The sequence below is a fragment of the Janthinobacterium sp. BJB426 genome (assembly GCF_002735705.1).
Lineage (GTDB): Bacteria > Pseudomonadota > Gammaproteobacteria > Burkholderiales > Burkholderiaceae_D > Janthinobacterium.
The window spans coordinates 12,150-24,003 of sequence record NZ_PDZL01000027.1 but is presented as its reverse complement, the minus strand read 5'-3'; the positions used below and the strand labels follow the sequence as shown (position 1 = coordinate 24,003).

Annotated in this window: 10 protein-coding genes; 7 read left to right on the top strand and 3 right to left on the bottom strand. The window is 61.9% G+C overall.

Translation table 11 applies throughout. The features are described 5' to 3' along the window. Positions 1-71: 71 nt before the first annotated feature. From hemC to CSQ93_RS26170, 4 genes are read left to right on the top strand one after another with little or no spacing between them, the layout of a single operon-like run. Positions 72-1,076 (top strand): hydroxymethylbilane synthase, encoded by a 1,005-nt coding sequence (gene hemC, locus CSQ93_RS26185; RefSeq protein ID WP_099380557.1) that lies wholly within the window; start codon positions 72-74, stop codon positions 1,074-1,076. Continuing rightward, positions 1,069-1,851 carry a uroporphyrinogen-III synthase gene (locus CSQ93_RS26180; RefSeq protein ID WP_099380581.1) on the top strand — a complete coding sequence of 261 codons (783 nt, stop codon included), beginning with the start codon at positions 1,069-1,071 and terminating at the stop codon, positions 1,849-1,851. Before hemC ends, CSQ93_RS26180 begins: the two co-directional genes overlap by 8 nt. Then, the gene (locus CSQ93_RS26175) at positions 1,848-3,008 is read left to right on the top strand and encodes a uroporphyrinogen-III C-methyltransferase (RefSeq protein WP_099380556.1); all 1,161 of its coding nucleotides are present in this window, start codon (positions 1,848-1,850) and stop codon (positions 3,006-3,008) included. Before CSQ93_RS26180 ends, CSQ93_RS26175 begins: the two co-directional genes overlap by 4 nt. A 4-nt stretch (positions 3,009-3,012) precedes the next feature. After that, positions 3,013-4,209 carry a heme biosynthesis protein HemY gene (locus CSQ93_RS26170; protein ID WP_071653290.1) on the top strand — a complete coding sequence of 399 codons (1,197 nt, stop codon included), beginning with the start codon at positions 3,013-3,015 and terminating at the stop codon, positions 4,207-4,209. A 78-nt stretch (positions 4,210-4,287) separates the two neighbouring features. On the opposite strand, the gene CSQ93_RS26165 is transcribed toward CSQ93_RS26170, so the two are convergent. Next, positions 4,288-6,723, bottom strand: a complete 2,436-nt coding sequence (locus tag CSQ93_RS26165; protein ID WP_233516357.1) for a membrane-bound PQQ-dependent dehydrogenase, glucose/quinate/shikimate family — start codon at positions 6,721-6,723, stop codon at positions 4,288-4,290. 623 nt (positions 6,724-7,346) lie between these two features. Between CSQ93_RS26165 and ppa the strand changes: the two genes are divergently transcribed. Then, positions 7,347-7,889, top strand: a complete 543-nt coding sequence (gene ppa / locus CSQ93_RS26160) for an inorganic diphosphatase (RefSeq protein WP_034758697.1) — start codon at positions 7,347-7,349, stop codon at positions 7,887-7,889. Positions 7,890-7,944: 55 nt separating this feature from the next. Here ppa and CSQ93_RS26155 read toward each other — a convergent pair whose 3' ends face one another. Next, positions 7,945-9,078: a GNAT family N-acetyltransferase gene (locus CSQ93_RS26155; protein WP_099380554.1), complete on the bottom strand. Its 1,134-nt coding sequence runs from the start codon at positions 9,076-9,078 to the stop codon at positions 7,945-7,947. A gap of 91 nt (positions 9,079-9,169) precedes the next feature. On the opposite strand from CSQ93_RS26155, the gene CSQ93_RS26150 reads away from it, so the two are divergent. Both CSQ93_RS26150 and CSQ93_RS26145 read left to right on the top strand, forming a co-directional pair. Then, on the top strand, positions 9,170-10,786 hold the full coding sequence (locus CSQ93_RS26150; protein ID WP_099380553.1) for an NAD+ synthase: 1,617 nt from the start codon (positions 9,170-9,172) through the stop codon (positions 10,784-10,786). 41 nt (positions 10,787-10,827) lie between these two features. Continuing rightward, positions 10,828-11,166 carry a P-II family nitrogen regulator gene (locus CSQ93_RS26145; RefSeq protein ID WP_034758685.1) on the top strand — a complete coding sequence of 113 codons (339 nt, stop codon included), beginning with the start codon at positions 10,828-10,830 and terminating at the stop codon, positions 11,164-11,166. Positions 11,167-11,191: 25 nt separating this feature from the next. Here CSQ93_RS26145 and CSQ93_RS26140 read toward each other — a convergent pair whose 3' ends face one another. After that, positions 11,192-11,821: a trimeric intracellular cation channel family protein gene (locus CSQ93_RS26140; protein WP_034786156.1), complete on the bottom strand. Its 630-nt coding sequence runs from the start codon at positions 11,819-11,821 to the stop codon at positions 11,192-11,194. Positions 11,822-11,854 lie beyond the last annotated feature (33 nt).

Genomic DNA, 11,854 nt, shown 5'->3' with positions numbered 1-11,854 from the left:
ATACAAATTGATATCGGACGGGCGAATTGGCAACGATAATGACAACGACAGCCACAGCGAAAGAACTTGTTTTGAAAGCATCCGAATTGACCCCGAACGAATTGAATATTCCTGCCCGCCTGGTGATCGCCACGCGCGAGAGTCGTCTTGCCATGTGGCAAGCTGAACACGTGCGCGCACGCCTGGCCGCTCTGTATCCGCAGTGTAGCGTTGAAATTCTCGGCATGACCACACGCGGCGACCAGATTCTGGACCGCGCCTTGTCCAAGGTAGGCGGCAAGGGCCTGTTCGTCAAGGAGCTGGAAGTGGCGATGGAAGAAGGCCGCGCCGACCTGGCCGTGCATTCGCTCAAAGACGTGCCGATGGAGTTGCCGGAGGGCTACAGCCTGGCCGCCATCCTCGAGCGCGAAGACCCGCGCGACGCGTTCGTGTCAAACGACTACGCCAGCCTGGCCGAGTTGCCGCGCGGCGCCGTCGTCGGTACCAGCAGCCTGCGCCGCCAGTCCCTGATCGCCGCGCGCTATCCGCATCTGACGATTCTGCCCCTGCGCGGCAACCTCGATACGCGTTTGGGCAAGCTGGACCGTGGCGATTACGCCGCCATCATCCTGGCCGCCGCCGGCCTGAAACGCCTGGGCCTGGCGTCGCGCATCCGCGCCGTGCTGGCGCCGGAAGACAGCCTGCCGGCCGCCGGCCAGGGCGCCATGGCGATCGAGATCCGCAGCGGACGCGCGGACGGCGCCGATCTGGTGCGCTTGCTGGCGCCGCTGAACCATATTGACACGGCGCAAGCCGTCACGGCCGAGCGCAAGGTATCGAAGATTTTCGGCGGCAGCTGCCAGATTCCGCTGGCCGCGTTTGCCACCGTCGAGGGCGAACAGATGCGTTTGCGCGCCATGGTCGCCACGCCGGACGGCGCGCGCATGGCCAGCGCCGAGCTCGAAGGCCCGGCCAGCGCACCGGAACAGCTGGGTGAGCAAGTGGCCGAACTGCTGCGCGGGCAAGACGCCGCCGGCATCCTCGCCTCGTGCGCCGTCACGCCCGACAACCATGAAGGCCTGGCGCCGCATGCCTGACACCGTGGTGATCACGCGGCCCGCGCAACAAGCGGGGCCGCTGGCCGCCAACATCGCGGCGCTGGGGCTGCCCGTGCAACTGCTGCCGCTGCTGGAAATCCACGCGCTTGACGGCGCAGACGAGTGCGCGCAGCTGCAAGCAGTGCTGGCCCGCCTGCGCGACTATGACCTGGTGGCGTTCGTCTCGCCCAACGCCATCGATTGCGTCTTTGCGCACCTGCCCGCCTGGCCATCCGGCTTGCCGCTGGCCGTGGTGGGCGAGGGCAGCAAGACGGCCTTGGCCGCGCATGGCGTCACGGATGCCAACGCCAGCATTACCAGTCCGCTCGATACGGCGCGCAGCGATTCCGAACATTTATTGCTGGCGCTGGACTTGCCGGCCCTGCACGGCAAGCGCGTGCTGATCGTGCGCGGCGATGGCGGACGCGATTACCTGGCCGACGGCTTGCGCGCGGCCGGCGCCGAAGTCGAGTTCGTCACGGCTTACCGCCGCAAGGTGCCGACGCTGACGCCGGCCTTGCGGGCGACCCTGGAAAACCTGTTGCAGCATAATAATGACTGGATCATCACCAGCTCGGAAGCGCTGCGCGGCTTGCTGGCGCTGCTGGACGAAATGGATGGTAAAAAGGCGGCTGTTGTGAAAATGCAACAGCAGCATCTGATCGTGCCGCACGCCCGCATTGCACAAACGGCGGCGGCCCTGGGTTTTGCCCGTGTCACCCTGACAGGATCAGGCGACGCAGGAGTGCTCGCCGCGTTACAATCACGACCATGAACGAAATGCCTACACTCTCCGAACCGAATGCAACGCCTGGCAGCGCCGTGAAGACGGCGCCGCAGGCGGCCGACCAACCCGCTGGCCGCGCGCCGAGCCTGCTCGAACAGCTGCAAAAGCCCATGAGCATCGCCGTCATCGTCCTGGCCGTGCTGCTGGCTGCGCAAAGCTGGTCGACCAGCAAGCAGATCCGCAACCTGCGCGAAGAAGTGGCCAAGCGCCTGCAAAAAGGCGATGTCAGCAATGCCGAAACGGGCGTGCTGGCGCGCAACGTGCAAGAAGGCACGAAAGAGCTGCAAATCAAGGTGGGCGCGCTGGAAAACCGCCAGAGCGAAACGCAAAGCCAGCAGCTTGCGCTGGAACAACTGTATAACGACTTGTCGAAGAACCGCGACGAGTGGGCGCTGACGGAAATCGAGCAAGTGCTGTCGACGGCCAGCCAGCAGCTGCAACTGGCCGGCAACGTGCCCGGCGCGCTGATCGCCCTGCAAAACGCGGACCGCAGCCTGTCGCGCTCCGACAAGCCGCAATTCATCACCATCCGCCGCGCCATCGGGCGGGACATGGAAAAACTCAAGGCCCTGCCCAGCGTCGATTCGACGGGCGTGGCCCTGCGCCTCGACGCCGTGATCGCCCAGGTCGATTCCCTGCCGATGCTGTCCGATGAAACGCCTGCCTTGCCGGCCGCGCCGGAAAAGCCGGGCAAGGCCAAGGCCGGGGCCAAGCCCGTGCGCGATGCCAGCGGCAAGCTGGTGGGACCGCCCGCGCCGGAACCGCTGCTGCAAAAAGTGCGCGACGGCTTCAATACCTGGAGCGGCGACATGTGGGCCGACGTGCGTCAATTGATCCGCATCCGCCGTGTCGATACGCCGGAAGCGCTGATGCTGTCGCCGACGCAAGCGTATTTCTTGCGTGAAAACGTCAAGTTGCGCCTGCTCAATGCCCGCATGGCCTTGTTGTCGCGCAATGAAACGGCGTTCCGCAACGACTTGATCGCCGCCCAGGATGCGCTGGCCAAGTATTTCGACACCCGCGCCAAGAGCACGCAGACGGCGCAAGCCCTGCTGCGCCAGGTGCAGGGCAGCAACCTGGCCATCGAAATGCCAACCTTGTCCGACAGCCTGACGGCTGTGCGCAACTACAAAGCGAAGTCCTGAGCCCATGCGTCTATTTCTCTGGTTACTCGCCCTGATGGCCGCGGCGATCGGTATCGCCGTGACGGCCCGTTTCAACCCCGGCAATGTGGTGCTGTTCTACCCGCCGTACCGCATCGATTTGTCGCTGAATTTCTTCCTGCTGCTGCAGGTCGTGCTGTTCGTGCTGCTGTATCTGCTGGTGCGCGCCGTGCGCGCCACCGTGCGCATGCCGGCGCAAGTGGCGGCCTACCGCCAGCGCAAGCGTGAGCGCGACGGCAACAAGGGCTTGCGTGAAGCCTTGAAAGCCCTGTTCGAAGGCCGTTTCGGCCATGCCGAGAAGGCTGCCTTGCGCGCTGCCGAGCTGGAAGAAAACGCCGGCCTGGCAGCGCTGATCGGCGCGCGCGCCGCGCACCGCATGCGCCAGTCCGAACGCCGCGACAGCTGGCTGTCCCGCGTCGAAGGCGATGCCAGCCTGAAGACGGCCCGTTTGATGACGGTGACGGAATTGCTGGTCGACGACCACCAGCCGGAAGCGGCCCTGGCCGCCGTGCGCGAACTCAATGCCAGCGGCACGCGCCACATCCACGCGCTGCAATGGTCGCTGAAAGCCGAGCAGCAGGCGAAGAACTGGCCGGAAGTGCTGCGCCTCGTGCGTTCGCTCGACAAGCACCGCGCCCTGCATCCGGCCCTGTCGTCGCGCCTGCGCGAACTGGCGTACGACCATTTGCTGTCCGACCCATCGCATGACGCGGAATCCCTGATGCGCGTGTGGTCGACCGTGCCAAGTGCGGACCGGGTCAAGCCGTATATCGCCTGCCGCGCCGCCACGGCCCTGAATGCGCGCGGCCTGCATGACGAAGCGCGCCTCGTGTGCGAAGAGTCGCTGGCCGCCGACTGGGACGAGCGCGTCGTGCGCGCCTACCGCGAAGCGGCGGCCCCGAGCGGCACGCCGGCCCTGCTGCTGCAGATCGAGCATTGCGAGCAATGGATGAAGCAGCGTCCGCTGGACGCGGAACTGGCGCTGACCCTGGGTACCCTGTGCCTCAAGCAAAAACTGTGGGGCAAGGCCCAGCGCCACCTGGAGCAGGCTTTGTCGGACGCGAACGAGCCGCAGATGGTGCGTGACGCCCACCTGAAGCTGGCGCAGATGCACGACGCTTTGCAGCAGACGGAACAGGCTGCCGCGCATTACCGGCAGTGCGCACTGGCTACCATCCTGTAAGCCACTTGTTTCTTCAGACGTAAAAAAGCCGTTCAGTGCAGACTGAACGGCTTTTTTTTGCGCTGCTACTTTGCTACTTTATTTCTTCGGTACTGCTGCAGTGCCTTCCGGCAAGGCATACGCGACCAAGGTGTCGCTCATCTTCGTGCCCAGCGAACCGTGTCCGCCGGCCATGACGACGACGAACTGGCGTCCCGACTTGTTCGACACATAGCTCATCGGCGTAGCCTGGCCACCGGCTGGCAAGCGGGCTTTCCAGATGACTTTACCATTGCTGACGTCGTAGCCGCGGATGTAGTAGTCGAGCGTGCTGCTGAGGAAGGTCACGCCACCGCCGGTGGTCACCATGCCGCCCAGACTGGGCACGCCCAGTGGCAATGGAATCGGCACGGGACCGCTGTCGCGCGTGGTGCCGTTCTTGTGCATCCACACTTTTTTCATGGTGCGCAGGTCGACGGCGGCCACATAGCCCCACGGCGGTGCCTGGCATGGGAAGCCCAGCGGCGAGAGGAAGGCCTTGATTTCCACGGCGAACGGGACGCCCGTCTGCGGCTGCAAGCCCATTTCGCCGCCCGTGCCGCCCTTGGCCGTCGTTTCTGCGCGCGGCACGAGTTTTTCCAGGAAGCCCATGTAGTCAGGGTTGACGATCAACAACTGGCGCACGGGGTCGATGGCCGCGCCACCCCATTCGAAGATGCCCAGCGGGCCCGGCGAGATGACGGCGCCCTTGCCGGCCGTTTGCGGCGTGAACGGGCCTTCATAGCGGCGTTCCTTGAAGATGATGCGGCAAGCGAGCTGGTCGAATGGCGTCGTGCCCCACATGTCCGCTTCGCTGATATTGCGTTCAGGCAAGAAGGTCAGGGCCGAGAACGGCTGCGTGGGCGACAGGGTGTCGCCAGCGGCAGGATTGCTCGTTGGCACGGGTTTTTCCGGCGCCGGCACGACCAGGCTGCCGTCGCGGCGGTCGATCACATAGATGTCGCCCCGTTTTGTTGTGGCCACCACGGATGGCACTTTGCCTTTCGGCGTGTCGATGTCGACCAGCGATGGCTGGCCGCCGATATCCATGTCCCAGATATCGTGGTGCACGGTCTGGTAGACCCAGCGCACTTTACCCGTCGCCAGGTCCAGCGCGACGATGGCGCTGTTGAATTTCTCGCCGTTCTTGTTGCGGTTGCCGCCCCAGGTGTCGGGGGTTTCATTACCCATCGGAATGTAGACCATGCCCAGCTTTTCATCGATGCTGGCCACGCCCCAGGAATTGGGCGAGTTGTTGGTGTAGTTCTTGCCTTCAGGGAAAGGCTGCGTATCTTCCGGCGTGGCCGGGTCCCAGTTCCACATCAGCTTGCCGGTGACGGGGTCGTAGCCGCGGATCACGCCCGACGGCTCTTCCGTCGAATGGTTGTCCGTCACGCTGGCGGCGATCACGGCCATTTTCTGCGACACGGCTGGCGGCGAGGTCGGCATCAGGAAACCGCGCTTGATCATGGCCATGTTCTTGTACAGGTTGACGACGCCATTGTTGCCAAAACTCTTGCACGACTCGCCTGTATCGGCATTGACGGCGATCATGGTGCCGTCCATGGTTGGCGCCAGGATGCGGCGCGGGCATTCCATGCTGGCAGCTTCAGGGGCAGGATTATTTTTGGCGCGGCCCGCGTTCACGTCCCAGTACGCCACGCCACGGCAGATCATGTGCTGGTAGCTGGCCGCATCGCGGTTGATCTTCGGATCGTGGCGCCAGATTTCCTTGCCCGTGTCCGGGTTCAGGGCGATGACGATATTGTGTGGCGTGCACAAATACAGCATGTCATTGACCTTCAGCGGCGTGACTTCGTTGGCGATCTCGCCCGGGTCGTTCGGACCCTTGAAGTCTCCCGTGTGGTAGGTCCAGGCTTCCTTCAGACCGGAAATATTGGCCGGCGTGATCTGCGCGGCTGGCGCATAGCGGTCGCCATAGCCGGAGCGGCCATACGCGGACCAGTCGTTGTGTTCGACGCCAGGCGCGAAATCGCCGGTGGCGGTGGCTGCCATGTTTTCGGCCGGCACGTCGCCATGCAAATCATGGTAGTCCTGGAACAGGGCGATGACGCCGGCAATGACGGTCAGCGCGACGGCGGCAGAGAGGGCCGTCTTGCCCGCTTGCGGCTGTTTCGCTGCGCCAGCGGCGGGCGGGGCCAGGCGGCGGCTGACGAAGGGCAGCAGCAGCCAGACGGCGGCGGCAAACCAGATGTCCAGGCGCGGCAGCAATTGCCACCAGTCAAATTTCACTTCAATGACGGACCAGATGAGGGTGGCGAGCAGCAGGAAGGCCATGAACGGTTGCGCGCTGCGCTTGCCTTTGAAGACGAGCACGCCTGCGACCAGCATGCCGATGCCGGCCAGCAGGTAGTACCAGGAGCCGCCGAGACTGGCCAGCCAGATGCCGCCGCCCAGCAGGGCGAGGCCAAACAGAATGAAAATAACGCCGGTGACCTTTAATAAAGGACCGGGCCGGAAAGAGGGAATCATCATATTCCTTTTTGCAAGGATTTATCGGTGGCGCGTGGATGCGCCATATTGAATTCAGGGAAGGCGTCGATTGCAGAATATACAAAGTTTGGAATCACCAGAATGTTATAGTTTATCAGAATTGATGATTGTCTTCTGGTCGTGCCATTTTTTGGCGAGGTCGCCATTTGAATCAAATAAACTCTTCAGATAAGAGCAAATATTATGCTGGAAGCGGAGATTGCAGGGCTGGCCGGCGTTCGGCGCAGCATGTTGAAACGCCAGCGTCATTATGTGCAGGTATCACCGGATGAATGATGGTCGAATTGTTGTTATAAGTGGCTGCAATAAATGCAATGCCGCTTATAATAACCATGCCTGCCGCATGGTGATATTGAAATGAAAATACGAAGATATTCCAGGTATTAATTCAGGCGTAAGCGTAGTATTACTTAAGTGTTTTTACTTATTATTTTGAGTGGTCTGTTTATTCTTTCGCGGGCAGGCTGCGCGTGCCCGCGGGCCGTGCATGGCACTGTTGCTGGCAGGACGCGCAAAACACCGGCGGGCCGCTGCTGCATCGCACAAGCTGCCTGTACTTCGCTATAATTGCGCGGTTAAAACACCATCCGCTAATGAGGAACCCCATGAGTTTGAATAACGTCTCTTCCGGCCGCGACCTGCCGAACGATTTCAACGTCGTCATCGAAATCCCGATGAATGCCGATCCGATCAAGTACGAAGTCGACAAGGAAAGCGGCGCGATCTTCGTTGATCGCTTCATGGGTACCGCCATGCATTACCCGTGCAACTACGGCTACGTGCCGAACACCCTGTCGCCGGACGGCGACCCGGTTGACGTGCTGGTCATCACCCCGTTCCCGCTGATCCCTGGCGTGGTTGTGCGCTGCCGTCCTATCGGCGTGCTGAAAATGACCGACGAGTCGGGCGAAGACGCGAAAGTGCTGGCCGTGCCAGTCGACAAGGTCCTGTCGATCTACAGCCACTGGCAAAAGCCGGAAGATCTGAACGAACTGCGTTTGCGCCAAATCCAGCATTTCTTTGAGCACTACAAGGATCTGGAAAAAGGCAAATGGGTCAAGATCGACGGCTGGTATGGTCCTGAAGTGGCCAAGGAGGAAATCCTGAACGGCGTCGCCGCGTTCAAGGCCGATGCCGCCAAAGCCTAAGTACACGCAGTAAAATAGAAAACGCTCCCCGCCAGTCATGGCCGGGAGCGTTTTTTTATGCGCGAAACGGGCTGTGCTCGTTCAATTCATCGAGGTAGGCATCGATGCCGCCCCGTTCGCGCTCGAGGAAGCGCTGCACGGCGTCCGCAAAGGCCGGGTGCGCCAGCCAGTGGGCCGACCACGTCTTTTGCGGCAGGAAGCCGCGCGCCATCTTGTGTTCGCCTTGGGCGCCGCCCTCGAAGGTGGCGATGCCGTTGGCGATGCAGAATTCCAGCGGCTGGTAGTAGGCCGTCTCGAAATGCAGGCAGGGCACGTGCTCGAGCGCGCCCCAGTAGCGGCCATATAAAGTGTCTGCCGTGTGGATCACCAGCGAGGCGGCAATGGCCAGGCCTTCGCGCTCGGCGATCACCAGGAGAATGTTTTCAGGCATGCTGGCGCCGATGCGCCGGAAGAAGTCCAGCGACAGATAGGGCGAGGAGCGGTGTTCCGCATAGGTATTGCTGTAGCAGCGGTGGAACAGCTGCCAGTCGGCGTCCAGGGCGTCGATGCCGCGTACCTGGCGCAGGGTGATGCCTGCTTCCCGCACTTTGCGCCGCTCGGCGCGGATATTCTTGCGCTTCTTGTGTTCCAGGGTGGCGAGGAATTGCTCGAAATCCGTGTAGCCGGGATTGAGCCAGTGAAACTGCACGCCACTACGCATCAGGTAGCCGGCTTGCGCCAGCTGGCGCGCTTCGCTTTCCGGTGGGAACAGGATGTGGCAGGACGACACGTCGGCCGCTTGTTGCTGGGCCTGCAGGAAGGCCAGCAGGGCGGCGCGCGCCTCGCCATCGCGGGCCAGCAAGCGCGTGCCGCTCACAGGCGTAAACGGTATCGCGGACAGCAGTTTCGGGTAATATTCGAGACCATGTTGCTGATATGCATCGGCCCAGGCCCAGTCGAACACGTACTCGCCATACGAGTGCATTTTCAGGTACAGGGGCAGGGCGGCGGCCAGCACCTCGCCTTGCCACAGCACCAGGTAATTCGGCTGCCAACCCGTGTCCGCGCTGGCGCAGCCGGACTCGTGCAGCGCGTGCAAAAAGGCGTAGGAAAGGAAGGGAGTGGCGTCCGCCTGGCTTGCCAGCAGTTCAGACCAGGCCGCTTCGCCAATTTCAGCCAGGGTAGTGACGATAGCCGTGCGATAATTCATTGTTGTAGTGTGCATTCATCACTCTCGGGGCGCCACCATCGGCCTGTGCGCCCCTGTCTTGTTTAATAGAACGAAAATATCCATCATCATCATGACAGTCAAAGTCGCAATTGCTCAAATGAATAGTACGGTCGGCGATCTGGCCGGCAACCGTGCCAAGATCTTCGACCTTTCCCGCCGCGCGTTCGAGGCGGGCGCCGATATCGTGCTTACGCCGGAACTGTCGCTGGTCGGCTATCCACCCGAGGACTTATTGCTGCGCAATGCATTCTACGCAAAAACGCAGGAAGCGTTTGCGGGACTGGCTGCCGACCTGGCCCAGTTCAAGGATTTGCACGTGGTGGTGGGCTTGCCCCTGCAAGACGAGAAGGGAGTGCGCCACAACGCCGCCTCCGTGCTGCTCAACGGTGAAGTGCTGGGTACCTACCGCAAGCACGACTTGCCGAACACGACCGTGTTCGATGAAAAGCGTTACTTCACGTCCTCCGACCAGGCTTTCGTGTTTGGCGTGAAGGGCGTGCGTTTCGGCATCAATATCTGCGAAGACACGTGGTTCGAGCATGCGCCCATGCGCGCCCGCGCGGCCGGCGCGCAAGTGCTGCTGGTGCCGAACGGCTCGCCGTACCACATGAACAAGCAGCATCTGCGTTATGAAACCATGCGCAAGAATGTCAGCGCACAAGGCATGGCGCTCGTGTATGCCAACCTGGTCGGTGGCCAGGATGAACTGATTTTCGATGGCGACTCGTTCGTCATGGATGCGGCCGGCACGATTTGCGCCCAGTTGCGTCACTTCGAGGAAGACTTGCAACTGGTCGACTTCGACGGCGCCTCGCCCGTGCCGCAGCCGCTGGCCACGCCATTGACCACCGAAGCGCAGGTGTACCAGGCGCTGGTGCTGGGCGTGCGCGACTATATCGGCAAGAATGGTTTCCCTGGCGTGCTGATCGGCATGTCCGGCGGCGTCGATTCCGCCCTGACCCTGGCCATCGCCGTCGATGCGCTGGGCGCCGACAAGGTGCGCGCCGTGATGATGCCATCGCAATTTACGGCAGATATCTCATGGATCGATTCACGCGACATGGTAAAACGCCTCAATGTGCGCTACGATGAAATTCCGATCAAGCAAACCTTTGACGCTTTCCGTGCCACCTTGGCTGACGAGTTCGCCGGACTGGCGGAAGACGCGACGGAAGAGAATATCCAGGCGCGCATCCGCGGCACCCTGCTGATGGCCCTGTCGAACAAGCATGGCAGTATCGTCTTGACGACGGGCAACAAGAGCGAGATGGCGGTCGGCTATTGCACCCTGTACGGCGACATGGCGGGTGGCTTTGCCGTGATCAAGGATATCGCCAAGACCCTCGTGTACCGCTTGTGCACATGGCGCAACAGCGTGTCGGACGTGATTCCCGAGCGCATCCTGACGCGCGGACCGTCGGCCGAATTGCGCGCCGACCAGCTGGATCAGGATTCCTTGCCGCCATATGACGTACTCGACGGCATCATGCAGCTGTACATGGAAGAAAACCGGCCGATCGCCGAGATTATCGAGGCTGGCTACCCGCCGGCCGATGTGGCCCGGGTCACGCGCCTGATCAAGATCAATGAATACAAGCGGCGTCAGTCGCCGGTGGGCATCCGCGTCACACACCGTGGCTTCGGTCGCGACTGGCGCTACCCGATTACGTCGAAGTTCTACGAATAAGCAGCCATCTGTCCACAATCCAACAATTTTAAGGAGTAGCCATGAAACAGATTACCGCCATCATCAAACCATTCAAGCTCGACGAAGTACGCGAAGCCCTGGCCGACGTGAACGTGACGGGCTTGACCGTGACGGAAGTGAAGGGCTTTGGCCGCCAGAAGGGCCATACCGAGCTGTACCGTGGCGCCGAGTACGTGGTCGACTTCTTGCCGAAAGTCAAAGTCGAAGTGGTGGTGGACGACAGCGTGTCGGAACTGGTGGTCGACGCCATCATCAAGGCGGCCCGCACGGGCAAGATCGGCGACGGCAAGATCTTCGTGCGCGATGTGGAGCAAGTCATCCGCATCCGTACGGGCGAGACTGGCCCCGACGCCGTGTAAGTGTTTCAGCCTGGGCCGCTGACCTTCAGCGTCCCAGGCGCATGTCGAATTTCCAGCAGATCAGGCGCAGAATCGTGATGCCGCTGGCGCTGGTCCACAGCGCGAAGTCGTGCTCGGCGCCGAAGTGCATCTGCAATAAATAAGCCCAGCAGCCGAAGAAGGCGCAGATCGCATATGGTTTGCCGTCGCGAAACACCATCGGCACTTCGTTGCAGACGATGTCGCGCATCACGCCGCCAAAAATCCCCGTAATCACCCCCATCATCGAGGCGATGAAGATCGGCATGCCGGCGCGCATGGCTTCAGCCACGCCCGCGATGGCGAACATGCCCAGGCCGATGGCGTCCGCGATGACGATCAGGCGTTCCGAGACGATTTGCCGCAAATGCTGGATCAAGGGCGCGGCCGTTAGGGCCAGCACGAAGATGAGGATCGCGTATTCCTGGTGCGAAACCCAGAACAGGGGGCGCTTGTCGAGCAGGATGTCGCGCAGGGTGCCGCCGCCGAATGCCGTGATGAACGCCACGACGAACACGCCGACCAGGTCCATGCGCTTGCGGCGCGCTTCGATGAAGCCGGAAAACGCGCCCACCAGGATGGCGATGACCTCAATGATCTTGATCAGCGAGCCAGGCGGCAATTGGGGTGGCATCATGGGCGGAGCGCTTGAGCAGGAAATAATTGTCAC

Coding starts and splice junctions, on each gene's coding strand:
- CSQ93_RS26180 (WP_099380581.1), top strand. CDS start 1,069: ATGCCTGACACCGTGGTGATCACGCGGCCCGCGCAACAAGCGGGGCCG.
- CSQ93_RS26175 (WP_099380556.1), top strand. CDS start 1,848: ATGAACGAAATGCCTACACTCTCCGAACCGAATGCAACGCCTGGCAGC.
- CSQ93_RS26170 (WP_071653290.1), top strand. CDS start 3,013: ATGCGTCTATTTCTCTGGTTACTCGCCCTGATGGCCGCGGCGATCGGT.
- CSQ93_RS26165 (WP_233516357.1), bottom strand. CDS start 6,723: ATGATGATTCCCTCTTTCCGGCCCGGTCCTTTATTAAAGGTCACCGGC.
- ppa (WP_034758697.1), top strand. CDS start 7,347: ATGAGTTTGAATAACGTCTCTTCCGGCCGCGACCTGCCGAACGATTTC.
- CSQ93_RS26155 (WP_099380554.1), bottom strand. CDS start 9,078: ATGAATTATCGCACGGCTATCGTCACTACCCTGGCTGAAATTGGCGAA.
- CSQ93_RS26150 (WP_099380553.1), top strand. CDS start 9,170: ATGACAGTCAAAGTCGCAATTGCTCAAATGAATAGTACGGTCGGCGAT.
- CSQ93_RS26145 (WP_034758685.1), top strand. CDS start 10,828: ATGAAACAGATTACCGCCATCATCAAACCATTCAAGCTCGACGAAGTA.
- CSQ93_RS26140 (WP_034786156.1), bottom strand. CDS start 11,821: ATGATGCCACCCCAATTGCCGCCTGGCTCGCTGATCAAGATCATTGAG.